General features: G+C 65.2%; 7 protein-coding genes. 2 read left to right on the forward strand and 5 right to left on the reverse strand.

Annotation, left to right across the window (positions count from 1 at the left end):
• Nucleotides 1-5 precede the first annotated feature (5 nt).
• The 5 genes from ACNAOV_RS01875 to ACNAOV_RS01895 all read right to left on the reverse strand — a co-directional run bounded on the left by ACNAOV_RS01875 (nucleotide 6) and on the right by ACNAOV_RS01895 (nucleotide 12,374).
• On the reverse strand, nucleotides 6-2,417 hold the full coding sequence (locus tag ACNAOV_RS01875) for a transglutaminase-like domain-containing protein (RefSeq protein ID WP_416517731.1): 2,412 nt from the start codon (nucleotides 2,415-2,417) through the stop codon (nucleotides 6-8).
• Nucleotides 2,414-3,661, reverse strand: a complete 1,248-nt coding sequence (locus ACNAOV_RS01880; protein ID WP_416517732.1) for a DUF58 domain-containing protein — start codon at nucleotides 3,659-3,661, stop codon at nucleotides 2,414-2,416. Before ACNAOV_RS01880 ends, ACNAOV_RS01875 begins: the two co-directional genes overlap by 4 nt.
• A gap of 3 nt (nucleotides 3,662-3,664) precedes the next feature.
• Entirely contained in the window at nucleotides 3,665-5,179 is a 1,515-nt protein-coding gene (locus ACNAOV_RS01885; protein ID WP_416517733.1) for an AAA family ATPase, read from the reverse strand.
• A gap of 2 nt (nucleotides 5,180-5,181) precedes the next feature.
• Nucleotides 5,182-10,668, reverse strand: coding sequence for an Ig-like domain-containing protein (locus ACNAOV_RS01890; protein WP_416517734.1), 5,487 nt, complete (start codon nucleotides 10,666-10,668; stop codon nucleotides 5,182-5,184).
• A 131-nt stretch (nucleotides 10,669-10,799) separates the two neighbouring features.
• Complete coding sequence (locus ACNAOV_RS01895; RefSeq protein ID WP_416517735.1) at nucleotides 10,800-12,374, reverse strand: serine/threonine-protein kinase; 1,575 nt, start codon at nucleotides 12,372-12,374, stop codon at nucleotides 10,800-10,802.
• 154 nt (nucleotides 12,375-12,528) lie between these two features.
• Between ACNAOV_RS01895 and ACNAOV_RS01900 the strand changes: the two genes are divergently transcribed.
• A complete protein-coding gene (locus tag ACNAOV_RS01900) occupies nucleotides 12,529-17,148 on the forward strand; it encodes a PD-(D/E)XK nuclease family protein (RefSeq protein WP_416517736.1) in 4,620 nt (1,539 codons plus the stop codon).
• Nucleotides 17,145-21,185, forward strand: a complete 4,041-nt coding sequence (locus ACNAOV_RS01905) for a UvrD-helicase domain-containing protein (RefSeq protein WP_416517737.1) — start codon at nucleotides 17,145-17,147, stop codon at nucleotides 21,183-21,185. The genes ACNAOV_RS01900 and ACNAOV_RS01905 overlap by 4 nt, the downstream gene beginning before the upstream one ends.
• Nucleotides 21,186-21,336: the final 151 nt, after the last annotated feature.

The following is a 21,336-nucleotide window of genomic DNA, read 5'->3' on the forward strand; positions in this document are numbered from 1 at the left end:
ACGGGTCAGCGCAGGTGCCTAAGGGAAAGCAGGGTGCGCCAACGTCGGGTTCGCGGCAGGGATGTCAGGATGGCGGATCGAAGCTTGTCCACCAGTTGCCAGCAATCCTCGGCCTCCTGCTCATCTGAAGGGTTCTGGTCGAACGAGGCCTGATCCGCCATACTGCGCAGTCGATCCAGATCCCCGCGCAGTCCGGACGACGAGGACCCTGGGGGGTCGGTCAGCAGGGTCTGGGCGATTAGAGCCGCCTGTTCGCTGCGGGTGCCATCCATAGACAAGCCGGTCTGTCTGCCCAGGTTGCCGATCTGTCGCCAGCCGGCACGGATACGGGTCTTCGGATCGCCGTTCGACCGGGCCCGTCGACGCAGCCAGGACTTGATGGTCAGCAGGAGCAAAACCAGCAGAGCAGGCAGCCAGAGTGGCACTGTCCAGAGCGTCGCTTTGGCTACCAAGGGTCCGTACCGCTTCCAGAAGGAGGGTAAAGACTGCCGCGATGCCTCCTGGCCGCCAACGGTGGTTCTGCCTTGGGTAGCTCTGTCGTCACGAGGAGGATCGACCAGCGGGGGCGGTGGCTGGCGGACCAGGGTCTGCGGATCGGGCGGTGTGGAGTCCAGGGACTTGTCCGGGGTCTTGGTCTCCGGTGGCGTGGGGTAGAAGGGGACCCACCCGAGTCCCTTGAGATTGATCTCCACCCAGGCTTGGGCATCGCGTCCTGTGAAGTCGATTCGGGTGCTCCCGTCCGCCTGAGTCCTGGTCCGTGCCCGGCTGATGGAGCCGTCACGATTCTTGGGCAGGAATCCCAGGACCACCCGGGATGGCAGACCCATCTGCCTGGCCAGGAGGGCCATGGCCGAGGCGTATTGTTCGCTGTCGCCCACCATGGCCTGGCCCTGCAGGAGCTGATTGATTCGATAGTCGCCATGACCGGAGGGCGAGGGATAGTCGCCGGCCAGACCATGGGAGAACCATCCTTCCTGATGCAGCCGTTCCTCGATGGCCAGCGCCCTGGCGCCGCCGCGCGCCTGCATGGAGGTCATGGAGGCAGCCGCCTTGGGCAGGCTCTCGGGCGCATCCGCCAGGGGAGGCACCTGTGCATCTCCCGGATCGCTGTCGGCTATGCGACGGGCTGCGGGTCGGTCTTCGGCCACGCCGTGCACCGTATATCTGGCTCCGGCCTGCAGGGCCTGATTGGTCAGTACGGTGTCTGTGGCCTTGTTGAAGTAGAGGTCCTTCCGTTGCAGGCCCCGATCCGTATCGATGCCGTTGACCTGTCCGGCGGAAGGCAGCCAGGCGTGGTCGAATCCCTCCCGAATCAGAAAGGTTGCGGTAAAAGGCTGTCCGGTCTGTTCACCGTTTTTGGCCTTGCTCTGCTGGGTTTCTGTGCGGATCTGGGCACCGATGCGCCGGTAGTCGGCGGCTCCAGCGCCTGATGAGTCGGACAGATTCCAGACCTTGCCGTCATAACGGTCCATGACGGCCATTCGGACCGGCATGCCGGCGGGCAGGTTGCGGACCGTGACCAGGGTATCGTCGCGATGGCGTTTGATATAGGCGCGGTAATCGCTCAAGGGGCTGGTGAACTGGTAAGGGTCCATGGGGGGCTGATAGTGGTCTCGGATGATCAGCCGGGTCGGGGCAGGCAGCAGTCCAGCGGAGAAAATCAGTCCGGCTGTCAATGCCAGGGTCAGAAGCGTGGATGCAAGTCCTTGCAGGCGCAGCAGACCCAGTCCGCTGGCGCACCAGATTAGCAGGAGCAGCCACAGGATGCCGCCCGTCAATGCCGGGTGGAGGCCTTTGCTGGTGCCCAGGACGGCTGACACAGCCATGGTGGCCAGGATGGGCAGGGTGGCTGCCAGGACGGCCACCGGGTGCGCCGGCCGTCCCAGGTTGCGACCCAGGCCATGGCGGGCCAGCAACACGGCCAGATAAGAGGTCCAGAGCATCAGCGTCCACAGGGCCATCAGTCCGCCGGCTTCCTGACCAAGTGGCGGGTCGATGGCTGCCAGGGTCTTGAACGCGCCGAAGGTGGCGGACCACCCTTGTGTCAGGGTTGCCCAGGTGGGCAGGACGTGTGCCAGAGTGGTCCCGTTCAGGGCGAAGATGGGACCCAGCAGGAATTGGGCCGCAATCAGCAGCAGAGGTTGCAGGAGGGCTGTGGCAATACCACGGCGGGGGAGCAAGGCAATCATCAGTCCGACCAGGCAGGCTACGGCCCCCACTGTCAGCCAGAGGGGCAGGCTGCCGTAGACCGGAAGCAACTGCAGTCCGGCCAGCAGATTGAGGGGGGCAAGTGCGGCGACCAGAATGATAGGGGAGCGGCGCCCGGTGGGGTCGACAGTGGATTGCAGACCTGCCCGGTCAATCAGGCGTATGGGCTCCCTCTGGACTTGGTCCATCCATGATGCAGATGTGCTCATGGCTGGTTCTCCAAGAGGATGGGAAGGTCCTGCAGGCTGCCCAGAACGGCGTTGGCCAGGCCTGGCTGCGTCTGCAGACTTGGATTGGCATCCAGGTCAGCAGCCAGCAGCATGACCGGGGAGGAGCTCTGGGCAGATTCACCCGCCAGGGCTGAGGCCTGGTGGTCGCCCAGCGAACCGGTTATCAGAATGGTCAGGCTGGTTCGTTCGGGAGCGTCAGACAGGTCTGGCTTGTCGTAGCTGTCCTGGCTGGGGCGGATGGCACTGCAGGCATCCAGAAAGTTTCTGGGATCCTCCGTGGGCAGGATGGTTCCATGGGCGTTGGAATCGTCGGGTTCCGGGGCCACCGCTTGCAGCCGACGGCCATCAAGCAGGCATCGGCAGCCCAGGGAGGCGTAGATTTCAACTGCCAGCTCGAACTCATCAGCATTCCGGTATGAGGTGGCCTTGCCGTCCAGAATCAGTTCGGTCCTGGTGCGCAGGGTGGGCTCGTACTGGCGGACCATCAGGGTGCCGGTCCTGGCAGTGGACAGCCAGTGGACCCGTTTCATATCGTCGCCCGGAGCATAGGGGCGCAGGGCATGGAATTCCAGGTCGTCGTCGACAATGCCCGGGCCGGGATCCCCCTCCAGGTCGCGTTCCAGTCCGACTTTAAGTGGCGGCAGGGCCACCGTGCGGGGATGGATGTAGAGTTTTCGGGCGCCAGTCAGGATTCGGCGGCGGCGGATGAGTCCCAGCGGGTCACCTGCCTCCATGGTCACCGGGCCCAGGTCAATCACGCCACGGGACCTGGCTTCCATCTTCAAGCGGATCTGGTGACTCTGGCCGGGAGCCAGGGCTGGCAGTGGTGTCATGATGGTTCCCTGGCCCAGGGTCAGACCGATTCGGCCGCGGCGGGTGGAGCGGCTGCCCGGATTGGTCAGAACCAGGACCAGCTCAGCCTGGCCGCCCACCTCCAGACGGCCCTGGTCCAGACTCGTTTCAGCGCTACAGGACAGGTTGCCCATGCTCATCAGCAACCCCAGCAGCAGCATGCCTGCACCAAGCAAAGCGCCCGCCAGCAGTTCACGCCAACCAGTCGGGACGAAGGCCAGAGCACAAATGAGCGCGGCCAAGGCCATAGCCCGACCCAGGGCAGTGACCGACTGCCAGAGATCAGCGGTCTGGGATCGCAGGCCCTGTCTGGATCCTGTCGAGGATGTCGATCTTGCCTCCGGGGCAGGTCGGCGGGCGAAGGCGGTCATGGGTCACTGCTCTCCTGTGGGGACTGGGACCTTGGCCAGGGCTTCGGCCAGCGCCTGGTGTTCATCCATGTCCGCCAGCCTGCTCTTGGCCGTCAGAATCAGCCGGTGGGCCAGGATGGGGTCGACCAGTTGTTTGACATCGTCGGGGATCACGTAGTCGCGGCCCTGGGCGCAGGCCCGGATCCTGGCGCAACGGACCAGAGCCAGTCCGCCTCTGATGGAGGAGCCGACCCGGATGGCGGGGCTGTGCCGCGTGGCTTCGATGATGTGGATGACGTATTCCATGATGGAGGAATCACAGAAGACCTTGGAGGCGCAGGCGGCCATGGCCTCCACCTGGCTGGCATCGACCACCGGTTTGACCAGGCCGGCCCGGTCACGGATGTCGGCTTCTTGAAGGATGCGCATACTGGCATCATGCCCCGGTGCCCCAAGCGAGGTGCGGATCAGAAAGCGGTCCATCTGAGCCTCGGGCAGGGCATAGGTGCCTAGCTGCTCGATAGGATTCTGGGTGGCCATAACCATGAATGGCCGGGGTAGGCGGTAGGTGCGCCCATCCACGGTCACCTGGCCTTCCTCCATGACCTCCAGCAGGGCCGACTGGGTCTTGGGGGAGGCTCTGTTGATCTCGTCAGCCAGAACCAGAGAGGCGAAGACCGGACCGGGCCGGAAGGAGAATCGTCCTTGAGCCTGGTCGTAGAAGGTCACGCCCAGCAGATCGGAGGGCAGCAGGTCGGGGGTGAACTGGATCCGCTTGCAGTCCACAGCAATGGAGGCGGCCAGTGCTCGTGACAGCTGGGTCTTGCCGGTGCCCGGATTGTCCTCTAGGAGCACATGGCCTCCCGCGATCAGTGCAGTGACACAGAGAGCAATGGTCTCCTCCTTACCCAGCACCGCCTGGCCGACGTTGTCGACGATGGAGCGGAAGAGACTGGCGAAAGTCGACACATCCACGGCGGCTTGGCTGCGGCTTACTGCCTGTCTGTTGCCTGCGGCCTGGTCTTCTGATTCGGCGGCGGACCGCCGGTCCTGTCCGTTCTGTTCTGCCTGCCTGGGCTCGTCGGTCCTGACTTCGTATCCGGGAGCCGAGGTCCGCTCCAGCTGGGGGTGACGGGACTGATCGGTCACATCGACCAGGTCAGGCCTTGCAGAAGCTGGCGAGGACCGGTCGAACAGGTCACGGGCCGGCTGACGGACGGGGATGGTCCCGTCTTCCACCATGGTGCGGTCCGATGGGACGGATTCTGCCCCGGTCTTCTGAGTTCTTCCTTGCCCGGCAGCCACAGGGATGCGGCCGGGCCGGGTCCGATCGTCGTTCGCCGCCAAGGAGGATTCCTGCTGACCCAAACCTGCCATGAGGGCCTGACGCTGTCGCTTCAGTACGTCCAGTCGGTCAGCGGGGATCCGTCGGCCTCCGCTGCCTGCCTCACGGATGGCCTTGGGTGCACTCCTCCTGGTCGCGTCATCCGGGATGGTGCCGTCCTGCTGGATGGGTTCCTGTGCGTTTCGTTCATCCATGGTCATTCATCCTTGTCAGCTGATGGGACCCCTGACGGGTTAAGAGTCTTGTCGCTTGGCTTGTCGTCTTCCTTGGGCAGGGTCAGCTCCTTGGTGGCGGCGGGCGAATGGCCTTCGGACCCCACCCCACGGATGCGGGCGACAGCACGGAAGTTCAGCGTGGCGCCCGGCTTGGCGGATCCAGCGGGCAGGGTGATGACTTCACTGACCTCGGGCTGGTTGCAGGACAGTGTCCAGGAGGCCTTGTCGGGGTCGAGGCCATCGATGCTCACCTGGATGTCTGCGCAGGGTCGGCCGTGTTCGGCCCCGGAGTTCAAGACCAGCTTGACTTGGTCCTTGCCCTGGTACTCCAGAGTCTGGAACGCAGGCGGATCCGGATGAGACCAGGTGGCTCCGGAGGCCGAGGCCACAGGACCCGATCCGGCCATATTGGCGGGAGTCACGCTCACTGTGCAGGTGCCTCCTGCCTCGTCATGGGCCACGTCGAAGACCGCCTTGGTGGAGGTGGCCGACCGCCATCGTGGCGAACCGCAGCCGGAACCATCGGCGTGGACCGTATAGCCCTTGATGGGTGAGCCATGATTCTCCGGTGGACGCCATGTGACGGTCAGGGTTTCCTTGCTGCCGCCGTCCACGGTCAGTGCCTGCACGCCTCCGGGAAGCGCGTCAGGTCGGGCCGCTGCCGGCGAGGAATCGGGGGACCAGCCGACCTGGTTGTGGGCTTGGACTGTGAAGGAGTAGTCATGGCCGTTGGCCAGCCCGTCGATCCTGCAGGTGACGGCATTGCCGCAGGAGCGTTGTCCCGAGCCTGCCGATGAAGTGTAAGTGACCCGGTACTCGTCCACGGGACTGCCGTTGACTGCACCCGGCTCCCAGGCCAGGAGCACCGTTCCGTCGCCCGCCTGGGCGGCCCCCACCAGCATCCTGGGGGCCTGCGGGCGGTCGATGATCCCCACCGTGATGGTGGCGCTGACCCGGCGGCCCGGATCCCGACTGCCATCCTCGATCGTGGCCAGAATGGTGTTCGTGGAGGCGCCGATGTCGCGATCGGCTTTGATGGCGATCTTCCCGTCGCCCAGGTTGGTGGCTGTCAGTCGTGAGGTGTCGTCACTGACCAGGCCGACCAGGCGCAGCGGGGTGTCGGGGAAGGGGTTGAGGGCGCCGTCGAACAGGTCCAGCTCCAGACTCTGCCCGGCCTTGAGCCCCACCTGACGCGAGGGGACCGAAGCCAGAGGGCGGGTGGTGGCGACGATGCGGAAGGCCAGGTCTGTATGCACATCGCCGGATGGGTTGGTGATGGTCACCGGCAGGGTGGCCTTGGTGCCGGGTGTCGCGGTCTTGTCGGCGGCCACGTTCAGTTGGCCCCGAGGACTCAGCTTGGCATGGATCGGCCCCTGAGGGTCCCCTGAGGAGAAGGTGCTGTCGGCCGGATCGTTTCCCTGGGGCCAGCGGGTCATGGCGGACAGGGAGATGGTCTGTGCCGGTTCCCCGGCCACCAGATCGATGACCGGTGCCGAAAGGACCGGCGGGGAGGCTCTGCCGCCTACGACGGTGATGGGCAGGGTCAGTACCGACTCGTTGACGATGGCCTGGCCGCCTGGATCCCCGTCGCGGACGGCAAAGGTCAGTGAGGCTGGACCGGCATAGTCCCTGGCGGCGGTGAATTTCAGGGTGTGCTCGTCCACATAGGGATCGGATCCGTCTGACTTGGTGGCTGAAACGGACTGGCGGGAGGCGATCCGTGCGGTCTTGCCTGCACCCACTCTGACCTGATCGGCGATGTCGATGGTGATGCTCTGCCCAGCCCGCACTTTGAGGGCCGGAGCGCGAGGTCTCAGGACCGGGGGGAATACCCCATAGGCGGGGACCTTCACAAAAGCCATTGAAGTGATCTTGTACCGGGTGTTGGTCACGGTGTAGGGCACGGCCCTTGCCTGGTCGGTCAGATCAATGACCAGCTTGGTGGAGCCGGCTTCGCCTACGATCCTGGCATGGGCGCGGGCGCTGGGATGAATCCCAAGGTGCAGGTCATCGAGGGTGCCGGATGGATTGCTGATGGAGTCGGCCAGATTGACTTCCACGCTGCGCTTGTCCACTGTGTCCTCGGGAGCCACCTGGTAATCCTGGGCTATGGGAGGCTGGATGGGGGCTTGGGGGTCAGAGACCACAGTCAGGGTGGCCTGGTCAGTCAGCCCTGCCCGGTTGCGTGCCTGATAGACCAGATAGGAGGTGCCTGACTGCGAAGGAGCAGTCAGACGGATCATGTCGTCCTCTACGCTGGCCTGGTCCAGGCCCTGGCGCTCCAGGTTGGGGTCCAGACTCAGGGGATCGTCGTCCCCGGAAATGTCGTTGAGCAGGACCGGCACGTCGGCGACGGTCCCAGGCCGCAGCCTGACCTTGTCGTCCCGGGCGAAGACTCCGGTCACTGATGAGTCGGGGAAGACGCCGATGCGGACGCGCGCCTGGGCACGCTGCCCCACCCAGTCCTCCACGGCGTAGGTGAACTCGTCGGTGCCGTGCGAGTCGGGATAGGCCTCATAGATCAGGTAGTCGGCCCCGGCTTTGACGATCCTGCCCAGCCTGGGTGCCTGGTTGCCCAAGCCTGACAGGGTGTCGCAGTCTCCGTCCGGGTCGATGCCGGTCAGCGGGACGGGGATGCGCACCTTGGTCCCGGCAGCCACCTGGGCTCGTAGGTCCTTGGGGGTGGGTGCGGGCTTGCTGGCAGGGTCGGAGGCATGCACGCGGAAGGTGATGGTGCCAGAGGCTGCGTTGCCCAGATCGTCCCTGACCGTATAGGTGGCAGGGAAGTCCCCGGTGCGCTCGCTGGCCTGATACCTGACCGTATCCCCGGATACGAAGGCCAGGCCCGCAAAGTTCTGCTGATCCGTAGTCAGCTGCTGGTCCAGGGTGACGCTGGTTCCGTCAGCGTGGGTGACCTTGTCCATGACCGAAACCGTGACCAGACCCGATGAGCGGACACCTACCGTCAGATTCGGGGCCTTGGGCGCCGAGGCTGCCCTGCTTAAGGAAGGGGGCTGCAGGACGATGGTCCCTTGAGTACTGCCTTCGGCGTTGGCGACCGTGTAGGCGATGCTCAGCGGGCGTGTAGGGATTTTTCTTGCTGACAGGTAGACCCGGCGGTGGTCTACGATGCCGACCTTGATGCCGGAGTCCGGATCCACGCGCACATCGGTCAGGGCCAGCACTCCGCCCAGGGGATCCAGGTCGTTGTCGAGTGGATCGACGATGGCGGTCTGGTCGGTCCCCAGCAGGGCCACGTCGTTGACAGGAACCGGCGGCGCGGATCCGCCCTGGTCATGTTCCACCTCCAGCCTGACCAACCCCTGGGTCTCCTGGTCACCCTGGGCCACCCGGTAGGGCACATAATAGGTGCCCGGGTTGGCGGCAGTGGCTGTGAAGGAAAGGCTCTCGGCGTTGACCTCCACCTGGATTCCATCAGTCTTGTCGACCCGGACCAGGCGGATGGGTTGAGCGGCATTGGCATGTACGCTCCTGCTCAGGTCCACGGTGACCTCTCGGCCAGGAGTGGCCTGGCGGATGACCGGATCGACCAGCGGAGCCAGGGTGTTGATGGGTCTGACGGTGAAGTAGATGAGTCCCTGACCGCTCATGAGCCCGTCCGAAACGATGACTTTGACGGCCAGCCGACCGGAGGTGGCCGACCCGGCGCTCATGGTCAACTGTCCATCAGCTCTGGTGGACAGGGATATCCGATCAGAGTTGATCGGTTCGGCGCCGACCAGGGTCAGCGGATCCCCATCGGGATCTTCGAACCCGGCCAAGGCGTTGACGGTGGTCGTAGCGCCCTGCTCCACTTCGTACTCAGGCGGGGTATCGTTCTGGACCGGTGCCTGGTTGCCTCGGTCCATCTTGACCGGGGCGATGTTGAGGTCGATGCCAGCCGAGGAGACCTGGCCGCGTCCATCGGTGATGGAGTAGTTGATTCTGGCCCGACCGGCGGGTGCGTCGCTGGCATCCACCTGCAGGTAGCGGCCGTTCATGACCGGGGTCAGGCGCAGATTCCCCTGCGAACTGCGCGCATCCTCGATTCGTAGAACCGAGCAGTCGGTCTGGCGGTCGTTGCGCAAGGGGTCCAGCAGAGCTCTGGATCCGGCCCGAATGCCCAGACTGTCGTCTTCGGCCTGGATGGGTTGGGATCCTGATCGACAGGTGGCCGCGAACCGCTGGCGGTTGTCGGCCGAGTCCTGACGCTGATCGTTGCTGTCAGTGTGCTTGACTTCCATGGTCTGCCACTGCAGCCGGATTACCTTGGTGGAGGATTGTGGGTTCCAGACATCGCCAGTCAGCACATCGTTGAGGATGACCCTCCGGTGGTTGGCCCGGAAGACCAGGTCTGAGGTGGGGCTGATGGCTTCCAAGGTGGTGGGACTCGGCTGGTTTGACTGGACTTTGGGCATGGCTGTTCCTGTTGCACACAGTCGCAGGAAATTCCGTCCCGAGGAGGCCCAGGCCGTCCATAGGCATCCGCCGGAGGAGACCGGCTGGGCGGGTTGGCCGCTGCCACCGGTGCGTAGTGTCTCGACCTGATTCTGGGGGTGGTCCAGATCAATCAGGTGGACGCTTTCCTGATCGGTCAGACCCACCCAGGGTCCCTGGCGGTCCATATCCACTGGAGTGGACTGGAGTTGCAGGTCTCCCCGGTGCGGTATCCGGATGGATCCCTGCGGCCAGTAAAGCCGATCTCCCGCCAGGAGGACAGGTCTTCCGCCAATGACGCTGAAGGCAGTGGCCCGGACGGGAGCGTGATCCGTCAGTGAGTCCATCTCACGGTGGGCCCGGGAGTCAGGTCCGTCGATCCTTAACACGACCCCGTCCGAGGGCCGGTAGGCGTAGACGGCCCCGGAGGCATCCACGGTGACGGCAGCCCCGGAGCCCAGGGTCAGCACAGGGTCTCGGCGCTGCGGGTCCAAATCCCCAGGCGAAGCGGCCTGGCCCACCCAGATCTTGCCGGTCCGTGCCTGGAAGAGGATCAAAGTGGGCCCGTTGACCGTCCTCTGCACCCTGGCATCCGACCGGGTGGTGTCCCCCAGGGTGGCGGTGGAGGCCGCTATGGGAGCCATGCCTCCCTCACGGCCCAGGATGACCGCGTATCCGCTCTGGGCCAGGTCGAAGTGGTCCGTGCCCGTCGACAGGGCCACGTCCGCCTCGCCGATGTCGGGCTTGAACCGGGCGACCTTGCGCTCGTTCTCGGAGGCGATCCAGATGCTGCCATCGTCCACCTGAACGGCACGGCGGTCCACCCCATGAACGAACAAGGCGCCCAGGATGAGCAGGACCAGCGCCGTCAGCGTGACGGTCAGGATGGCAGCAGGGTTTTTAGCGCGGACGGCCAGAGCATGCCGCAGACGCAGCCCGGCCCGGCGCATCCGCAGGAAGCGTCCCTGCAAGTCCATAATCCCCTGGGTTCCTTTCCTGTCCTGCAGCACAGACCAGGATGCCTGACCCATGCCTTTGTCTTTTAATTAATCCCGGACCGCCGTCGACGCCCTCTCTGACGACTGATTTTAGCTGGTTTGCCCGGTCTTGGCGGTCTGTGAAAGTCGGGGTGGTCGAATGTGAAAATTCATCCACCGAAGGTTCACTGCACCGCGCAGATGATGGTCGGTTCCTGGGACATGCTCCGGTCGGCGCGCACCAGGGTGACGCTGATGCAGGTTTGGCCCCCCTGCGGACTGTCGATGCGGGCGGTCGGCTGTCGGGTCTGTACGCTGCGGCCACGGTCTCCGGTGCCGCCTTGGTCCAGGGGATGCCAGACATAGGTGTCTCCCGGCTTGGGGTCGGGATTGGCCCAGGTGAACACAGCCGCGGTGCCCTGGTAGCGGCCCTGACCCTGGGTGGGCGAGGGAACCGGACCTTCCTGCAGATCCTGGAGGTCGCTCGAATCGTTCGGATCAGGGGAGGGCGCCTGTTGGGATTGGGTCTGGGAGGAACCTGAAGCAGTCGGCTGCGAACCACGTTCGGAACTGTTCGGCAGACCGATAACCAGGGTACAGACCAGGACTATGGCCAGGACGGCAGCGAGGATCAGTGCCAGCAGGATCACACGACGGCGACCACCGGGAAACCGCTTGGCCTGGCTGCCTTCATGGTCAGCGGACGCCTCCCTGCCTGGTCGCAGACGTGACTGCGGGCTGGTCCCTGCCCCGGTCCAGGAGTGGCCGGACCCCTTATTCTCTTGTCGGCCTGCAATGGGTCGGTCGGCAATGCCTCCGGTCCGGGAGTGTGAGCGTACATCCGCTGTGGGGTAGGGATCGATTCCCTCGCCGATGAAGGGCGTTGCGTGGCCGTAGAGCTCCTGCTGGACCTTCTGGAGGGCACGACCGAATTCCAGCGCCGAGTAGTAGCGGTCGTCCCGGTCATGGGCCATGGCCTTCTCCAGGACGGCGGCCAGCATAGGGGAGGCCTCGCCCATGTGCAGAACCGGGGTTTCCGCTGTCAGAATCAGCTGGGCCAGGTGATCCTCATCACGGGCCCGGTAGGCGTACTCGTAGGGGGAGCGGCCGGCCAGCATGCCGAAGAGCGAGGCCCCCAGGGAGTAGATGTCGCTCGCCTCGGACCCTCCCGAGCGGCTTGCCAGGACCTCTGGGGCGGCCCAGGGTATGGAAAGTCCGCCGGCCCGTTCGCTTCCATAGATGCCCGAGGAGATGCCGAAGTCGGCCAGGACGGGCAGTCCCTGGTCGGTGATCAGGAAGTTGCTGGGCTTGACGTCCCGGTGCAGGATTCCCCGTTCATGGGCGCAGTAGAGGGCCGAGGCCATGCGCACCCCCAGGTCCAGCACGCCTTCCTGGTCCATGCCCCCCTTGAGCATGATGGTCTTGCAACTGCCGCCAGGAGCGTATTCGAGCACCAGGCAATCCCGTCCGTCACCGCTGACCAGGGCCTGGTGGATGCTCAGGATGCAGGGGTGGGTGGAGAGCTTGGCCAGGTTCTTGGCCTCGCGCAGAAAGAGCTGATGGGTCTGCCGGTCCATGCTGCCTTGGAGGGCCACCTTGACCGCCACAGGTCGGTTGAGCCCCTCCTGCTCATAGAGGTAGACGGCGGCGGTGCCTCCCAGGTCCAGGGGGCGCATAAGCCGCAGTCCGGGCAGTGCTGGAGCCTGGTCCATGGATGGAACCGCACCTGGGCGCCGGGCCTGGGAACCATTCTGCTGCAAGGGGTATCACCTCCTAAGGAATGCCTGAGAACTGCTATCCACGATAACAGCATGCCGCTCCCGATCAGATATCCTTTAAGTGGCCGTCGGACCGCTCGGACCAGCGGGTTCCGGGGCCTGCAGATGGACCATGCCGGACCCTATTCTTGTAGCTATGAACAAGCAGCCACCGGTGGATCCGCAAGAGGCCATGGGACCGGTCCGCGCCCTTATCGGTGATCGGCTCCGGAACGAGGAGGGTCGGCCCACCCGGGCCCTGGTGGTGGCTGGTTCTCCTCGCAGTGGCAAGACCAGGTTGGCCACTCAGGCTCTGCTGGCTGGCATGGAACAGTTCGGTGACGGCGCCAGCATGGCTGTGTCAGGTAGGACCGCGGCCGACCAGGTCAGCCGCCAGGTCATTCTGGAGCGGGGCAGGTCCGACCGCACCCGGCCTGTGGGCACCCTGCAGGCCTTGGCCTTTCGTCTGCTGACGCGGTCTCGGCTGTCCCAGGGAGGCCACGATCCGCTCCTGCCCAGGCTGCTCAACGGCGCCGAGGAGGATGCCCTGCTCAGGCAGGTCATGACCGTCCATTTGGAGCATGTCCAGGCCGGGGACGACTGCGCGGTCTGCCGACTCCTGGAGCGCTACTTCCGCAACGGGGCGGGCTGGTCGGCCGTTCTGGTCGGCGACGGACAGGGACGGGTCGTAGGGGTCGCCGACAGGTTCATCGCCCAGCTTCGAGACATGTTTGCCCGCATGACGGAATTGGGCCTGGATAGGGGTGACCGGGACCAGCTTCTGGATGCCCTGGCCGTCCAGCCCATGGACCCCGACCGCCGCGACCGCCTGGGCCTGCAGTGGCGGCTTGCCTTCGCCTTGGAAGATGAATACCGCCAAAGCATCACCGAGAGCTATCCGGACGAATTCCGTCTGGACCCCTCCATGCTTATGGTCGAAGCCTCCCGCGGCCTGGACGTGCTGGCTGATGATGACCTGCCCGACCTGCTGGTCGTGGACGACTGGCAGGACATCACCCTGGCCGGGATGGGCCTGCTGCAGGGTTTGAGCCAGGCCGGCTGCCGACTCCTTCTGGTGGGCAATCCCGACCAGTCGGTCCAGTCCTTCCGCGGCTCCTACCCGGAATTTCTGGCCACTCGCCTGACAGCCCTGTCCAAGCCCATGCAAGGTGCCGCCGCCCCCCTTCTGGCCCAGGACTTCGCCTGTCTGGACGCCGCCACAGTGACCCTGAAACCCCTGAGGATGGTGGTTCCGGAAGCAACCGCAGAGCATACCGAAGGCGGCCAGGGTTCCCATTCGGCAACTCCGAGGTCCTACGCCGATCTGGTGGCTGCCAGGGTCAGCCTGGGTATTGCCGGGGTTGAGGAGAACGATACCCCTCTGCCCGACAGACCCGGCAAGTTGCCCGCCTGGCCCGGAGCCGGTCCGGTGGCGCCTCTGACCGACGGCGACAGTCTCATCCGCGACGGCAGCGTGCAGGCCAGGCTCTTCCACACCCCCGACCAGGAGGACGACGATTTGGTCTGGCAAATCAAGCATGAGTTCCTGGCCGAGAAGCGTGACTGGAACGACATGGCCGTCATCGCCCACGACAACATGACCCTGCGCACCCTGGGCCGCAAGTTGCGTGTGCAGGGCGTTCCGGTGCGCTTCTCATCGGTGACCCGTCCGCTCAGCCAGGAGCCTGCCATCCAGGGTCTCTTTGCCCTGGTCGAGCTAGCCCAGTCGGTACTGGATCCCACCACAGCTGGAAGCGACCCGGACGACCCTGCCCAGGTGGCTGCCTGGATCCGTTCACGTCTGCGCACCCTGATGGTCGGCCCCCTCTTCCGGGTCCCCGCCACCGCCGCTCGTGCAGAGCGTCCCGTCAGGATGGAACACCTGGAGTCCATCATGGAGACCATGGCCGCCTTGGCCCCCCTGTCCGGCCAGCAGGGGAGTGATCCGGACACATCAGACACTTTGAATGATTTGCCGTTCCTGGGACAGGCCTGGCAGACCTGGGTTAAGGACCTGGCCGAGCGGCGGGCTCAGCGGGTTCGTTTATCCGGCATCAACGTTGACGACTCCCTGTTGACCGGGCACGATTCCCCCGAGCCAGGGGGCGGGTCTGGTCCCTTCTCCACTGCCTCGGCCCCCGATCAACCGGTGGATCTGGGCGACCGGGATGCTCAACGGCCAGCCATTCTTTCTGTCCAAGCCCTGGAGACCCTGCTGGTTCTGGACCCGGATGACCGATCCTCGGGAATCATCCTGGAGGCCATGACCGCCATCGCCGGAGGCCGCCGGGAGGATTCCGACGTTCAGGTCCTGGACAAGGCCCTGCAGGTTCTGCGTCTGACAGCCAGCCGCATCAGCGTCCTTGAGGACCGTCAGCCCCAATACGTGCTCTGGGAGGCCTGGCGGAGTCTGGACCTTGCCGACAACTGGCAGCGGAGGGCCCTGATGGCCACCCAGGAGGGGGAGGAGGCCAACGACCGTCTGGACGCGCTCATGCGGCTCTTCCAGTACGCGGCCGGCTCCCGTCGTTTTCCCACGGTCGAGGCCTTCATGGACCAGGTGCGCACCATGCAGATTGAGGCCGACTCCCTGGCGCGGATCGGGCCCATCGAGCACGCCGTCACCCTGACCACACCCGCCGGCGCTGCAGCCCTGGCCACCGACTGGCCCCTGGTCTGGCTACCCGCCGTCCAGGACGGTGTCTGGCCCAATCTGATTCCCCGCGACACCATGTTCGGAGCCGAGGAGCTGGCCGACCTGGTTCTGCACGACCGCATCGGTGACCCCCTGGCGGACACACTCAGCCACGATCCTGCCCTGCGCTCCATCCTCTATGCCGAAAAAAAGGGTTTTCTGGAGGCACTGACCCGGGCCCGAACCCAGGTGCGCATCAGTGCGGTCTGGAACGATGATCTGGTTCCTTCGGACTTTCTCTACGGCTACCTGCCCGAACGCTATCCACGCAACGCCGATATGAGTCAGGCCGAGTTCAGCATGGTCGGCGCTGGCTCAGGCGGCAGTGAGCGCTATGGGGGACTGGAGGTGTCTCCCAGGGGTCTGACTGCAGCCGCCCGATCCATCCTGGCTGTCCAGGCGTTGCTTCCGCATGACCAGGTCGACCGTGAGCGAGTGGACGATGCCGTGCAAACCTTGCGGTTGCTGGCCGACCAGGGCCAGGATTCGGCTGATCCACGGCATTGGCCTTTCCTCTACAACAATGATGAGGAGGGTGCCGCCGAGTCGACATTGAATCAGCATGTCCCAGACGGGCAGTCCACGGTTGGGCCGAACTCGGACCGGCATACCCCAGATGAACAGTCCGCAGTTGGCCAAGTCCCGGATGAAGAGGTTCCGACTGGACAGGCTGCCGGGTCAAGGTTTGCAGCCGCTGCCGCGGGTGTGGCATCGGTTACTGAAAGAGACCATGCCTCCCGGCCTGCGCCTGCTTCCGTCAATCAAGCCGGACAGGCAGATCGAATACAAAATCGTGACCGGGGTCATGAGCGCCGCCATGAACACCGATCAGACCGCCAGGTGGTTCTGCTTTCGCCCTCGGCGGTCGATGCCATATGGAACTGCCCCCTGGAGTGGGCCTTGGGCGATCAGTTCTCCGGCCCATCCCCATCCAGGGTGCCCACGGAGTTCGGCTCACTGATACACAAGGTGGCCAGCGAGGGCACAGCCCAGGGTCTGGACCGTCCCGGCCAAGGCGATCCGGACGCCCGCCAGCAGCAGGTGCGGGATGCACTTCTGGACATCTACCAGGAACTGGCCCCTCAGGAACAGCGCCTGCGGGACCCCGACGAACTCTATGACCAGCGCGGTCGCAGCAGTCGGGTGGAGCCCATCCTGGACAACCTGGCCTCTTATTTTGTCCGCTCCTCGGATTCCGAATACGGCCTGGGGGGCAAGAGCCCGGTCCCGGTCGGCGACCTGCTCGGAGTGCAGAGCGAGCGCTCATTTGATGTCAGCCTGTCCGTGGAGGACCTGGTCCCTCTTTGGAAGGCCACCTTCCCTGACAGGCCCCTGGATGCCGATGGGCTCTTCGCCCTGATGTCCGGCCTGGTCGACGGCTTCCCTTCAGCCCTGGATGCCAGGACCACGGTCAGGCTGACCGGTCGTATCGACCGTCTGGAGGTCCGGTCCCTGCCCGAGGGTATCCGTCTGCGGCTGGTGGACTACAAGACCGGCAGAGTCCCCTACACCCAAGGTCAGCTCTTCAACGACCTGCAGCTGGTCTGCTATCAGCTGGGCCTGGCCTTCCCACCCACGCCCGGCAGCAGCCCGGAGGTGGGGGCGGCCTGGAGCCTGCCCGAGGCCCCCGAGCTGGAAAGGACCGAGGGGATGAAGCTGAGTCAGTCCCTGCTTCTGCAGTTGCAGGCCCCGCCCAAGGATGCTCAAATGGGGCTGCGCCGGGAGGAGATGGCCTACCAGCCGCCACTGTTCGAGCGCAACAGGCTGGTCACTGTCGCTCAGCCCAGAACCGGCATGCCCTCTCCGCTCAAATCAAAGGCCGAGCCTGCGGACCTGCCTGAGCAGGTGCCGCCTGGGGTGGATGCGGACCTGTGGGACATGGTCCGAGCCGCCCGGGTCTCCTCCCAGGCTGTATGGGGGCTGACCATGATAGCCAGGGTCTTCTTCGCTGCCGGGGTCAAGCTGACGGCTGGCCGGGATGATGCGGTTTTCGACCCTACCCGTTGCCATCGGGCCAGCAATGGCCAGGAATGTCAGGCATGGCAACTGGTGGCGCCCAATCTACTGGAGGATCAAGAATGAAGCAGACTGCCGAACAGTCCGCCATTGTCGATGCGGATGTGAACGAGGATCTTCTGGTGGTGGCCGGTGCAGGCTCGGGCAAGACCATGACCATGACCAGCCGGATCATCACCTTGATCCGCCGGGGAGTGCCCTCCGAGCAGATTCTTGGACTGACCTTTACCCGCAAGGCTGCCTCTGAACTCCAGTCAAGGGTTGGGGCGGCGGTCATTCGACGCGACCAGGGCAGAGGCGCCTCGGCAGTGGATCCCGAACGCAACTTCCTCAAGCCGACAGTGTCTACCTATGATGCCTTCTTCCAGTCCATCGTGCGCCAGTACGGCCTACTGGTGGGCATGGATCAGGACACCCGTCCCCTGAGTTCGGCGGGAGCCTACCAGTTGGCCTCCCAGGTGGTCGCCGACCATCTGGATCTGATCTTTCCTGCCGGTGCCTCAGCGCAGGATGGCGACTCCGACGACCTGGGCTCCGCGACCTTCTCGACCACGGTCAACCGGGTTCTGGGGCTGACCGGGGCGGTGACCACCTCCATGATCAGCAGCGACTGCCCGGATTTCGACCAGGCTGTGGAGCGGATCCGCGCCTGGGACCGCGCCTTTGTGGATCGTGCGGACCAGCTCATCGGCGACCAGCCCGTGCCGGCCACCGAGCCCACAGTCAGCACCTCACCGCCCAAGCGAAGCAAGAAGGAGACAGACGAGCACTATCAGGGTAAAATCAAGGGCTTCCGAGACAAGCGGCAGAGCATTCGCCTCTACCGGGTGGATGCCATGCGACGGGCCGTCCTGACACGCGAGAAGCTGCTGACCCTGGTCCAGGACTACCAGCAGGCCAAGCGCCAGGCCAACATGGCCGAGTTCGGCGACTTCACCCTGGCCGCCTTCCAGCTGGTCGAGCGTTTCCCCTCCATCAGCGCCCAGCTGAGACGCCGCTACAGCCACGTTTTTCTGGATGAATACCAGGACACTTCCACCACCCAGGCCCTGCTTCTGGCGGCTATCTTCCACCCGCAGAATCGGCAGGAGGATCAGGGGAGTGCGGACCAGGCTCCCGGCAGGTCGGCCGTGACCGCCGTGGGCGACCCCTTCCAGTCCATCTATGCCTGGCGCGGGGCCAGTCCCGGGGCCTTCCGCACCTTCCAGGCCCAGTTCGGCATGTTGGCCGACCGACCCGACTCCGGCAACGGTCCTCTGTCTGGCGTGACAGCCTTTGGGCGCTCGCAGGACCAGGACCCGCTGACCCTGTCGCGCACCTTCCGCAACTCCAGCTGGGTGCTCAAGGCCGCCAACCAGCTGACAGTCCCCCTGCGACATCGGGGCCAGGAGAGCCGGTCCGAAGCGGAACTACGCGAGGTGGACGTGGCCAGGCTCCGTCCCCGTGAGGACGCCGACCCAGGCACCGTGGGCCTCTTGGGCTACAGCACCGGTGGCCAGGAGATCGATGGCGTGGTCAGGTTCGCCCTCAGAGCCCGCGAGCTCTATGGCAACCAAGGTGACGCGCCGCACGTGGCTGTCCTCTTCCGCTCCAAGGCCGCCCTGCCCAGGTACCGCCAGGCCATGGAGGCTGCAGGACTGAGTTGCCAGGTCGTCGGGTACTCCTCTCTCTTCGACCGGCCCGAGGTCATGGATTTGCGGGCCCTGCTCTCCCTGATATGCGACCACACCGACAGCGATTCCCTGATGCGCCTGCTGGCCTCGGCCCGGTTCGGCATGGACGCGGCTGATCTGAGTGCTCTGGCCTCCCTGGCCGCCAAGGTCAACGAGGACAGCCAGTACCGGGCCCTGGTCCGGGCCGGCCTGGTCGAGTCCGACCCCGACCCGCGCCGCCGTCGCGAGGATCTGCACCGTTACCGTGACCAGGTTCCCAACGACGTCTTCCTGGTGGACCTGCTTCTGCGTGATGACCTGCCAGACCTCTTGAAGAACTCCGGGCTCTCTGCCAGGGGACGGATTCTGGCCGCCGAAGCCGCCCGGGTCATCTGCCAGGTCCAGGCCGAGTCCTCGGCCCCCCTGCGCCAGGTGGTCATCGCCGCCATCCGTGCCCTGGACCTGGACGTTGACCTTGTGCTGGCTCGTTCCCTGGCCGATCCTGAACGTCCTCTGGAGCCCAGCCAGGCCAAGGCAGGCATTCAGGCTCTGCTGGACCAGGTGGATGTCTACCTGTCCGAGCTGCCCCAGGGCCTGGGGCCCAGCCTGCGCGGGTTCGTCTCCTGGCTGTCCTCCCTGGATCAGAGTCCCGAAATGCCAACTGACGGGGACGACCGACAGGCCGACGTGGCCCTGATGACCGTCCACCAGGCCAAGGGTCTGGAGTGGGATGCCGTGGCGGTGGTCGGGCTGAAGCGCGGAGCCTTCCCCAGCAGCCAGGGCGACCGACTCACGGTCAAGCCAGCCTTGGACCAACCGGTTGTCCAATCCCCGGATGGCCCGGTCTACCAGTACAACTGCACGGCCCGTACCTGGCTGGTCGATCCCCAGTCCGTGCCGGTGCCGGTCCGTGCCGATGCCATGATCCTGCCCCGCTTTCCCCACGACGCCCCCCTGGGAGCTGACCCCGAGGACCTGTTGGGTCGGTTGGACCTGGAGAGCCTGGAGGAGGAGGCCATGGGCCTGTCCCGGGAGAGCGGACTGGACGACCAGGCCCGCCCGATCCAGGCCGATGCCATTGCCGCCTCTCAGCGCGAACAATATGGCCGTCGGCTGCTGGACGACGAGCGACGGCTCATCTACGTGGCTGCTACCAGGGCCCGGCATGACCTGCTGCTGACCTTCAGCCAGGATTCCCAGGCTGAGTCTGCGGCCCTGAACACGCCGGCACCTGACCCGGATAAGGCCTCCAACTTCTGGACCGAACTGGTGGAGCTCTTCCAGGAAGAGCCCTATGCGGTCAAGCTGGAGCAAGTAGAGGATGCCCAGGAGGGTCTGCCAACGCCGCCCTTGGGGCTCTTTGTCGGTGAGAACGCCCAGTCCTACCGCCAGGCCATCGTCGACCGTGCCCTTGAAGAGGTGGACCAGGTCGCCGCCCGAGACGGCGAGCGTGATCAGGCGCTCTGGCCTCCGGTTCTGAATGCACGCACACGCGAAGCCCTGAATCGCTCGGCTGCCTGGGTGCGCGCCGGGGAACCAGGCGGCCACGAGATCCCTGAGGAGGGCGATGACGGGCTCTACGCCAATGCAGTCCGCGTCCTGCAGGTCAGCACGGGTCGCCTGGGGGTATCTGACGACCAGCTGCTGACAGATCTTGATCTGCTGCGGCGCACCGGCCGTCGGATCCTGGGGCACGGGGCTAGCAGCGTCACCGCCATCCAGGCCGGCTCGGCAGGGGGCGATCCCAAGATGGAGAGGGATTACTGGCAGGGGCTGGTCAGACCCATACCCCAGGTGGCCTCCCCACAGGCCGAGGCAGGCACCCGCTTCCACGACTGGGCCAGGCGCTTCATCCTGCCCGAGATTTCCGCCCCCCAAGGACTGGTGGACCTGCCCGATCGGGCGGAAGCACCGAATCTGCTCGATGGGCCGCTGGGTCCTGGTGCCATGGCTGAGAGGGCCCGCATGCTGGTCGGGCTTGAACAGGAGCGGGAGTCCTTGGATTCCAAGGCCGATCCCGTTAAGGCCCGTCTGCTGACCTGGGAGCGGCGGCTGGCTGAGTCTGACTGGGTCCAGCGCACCCCCGTCTGGGTGGAACGGCCCATCGTGGCGGTGCTGTCGGGCCAGATTGTCAAGGGCAAGCTGGATGCGGTCTTCGCAGGCGGACTGGACCCAGATCGCCCGGATCTGCGCTACACGATTGTGGACTGGAAGACCGGAGCCCGACCCCGTGGAGAGGAGTCGACCAACCGCCGTCTGGTCCAGCTGGACTTCTACCGGCTGCTCCTGTCACGCTTGGAGGGTATCGGCCTGTCGACCATCGACGCCTGCCTTTATTATGTAAGCGAAGACCGGCCCCAGGATCGACTCATCAGGGCCCGTGCCAGGACCGAAGAAGAAATTCTCGCATCCCTGGCCGAGGGCATCCCCGAGCAGTCGGACGAGGACTGAGTCTGCGGCAGACCCCGCCGGACAAGGGCGATGGGTGCCGCGCATCAGCAATCATGAACAGCAGGCGATCGGCGGACGGCCCAGGGCCGTCGTGGGGCCGGGCACGCCCGAATGGAGCAATGAGACAGATGACAACGTCCAGTAGTCACGA

The sequence above is a fragment of the Bifidobacterium asteroides genome (genome assembly GCF_048001765.1).
Classification (GTDB): Bacteria; Actinomycetota; Actinomycetes; order Actinomycetales; family Bifidobacteriaceae; genus Bombiscardovia; species Bombiscardovia asteroides_K.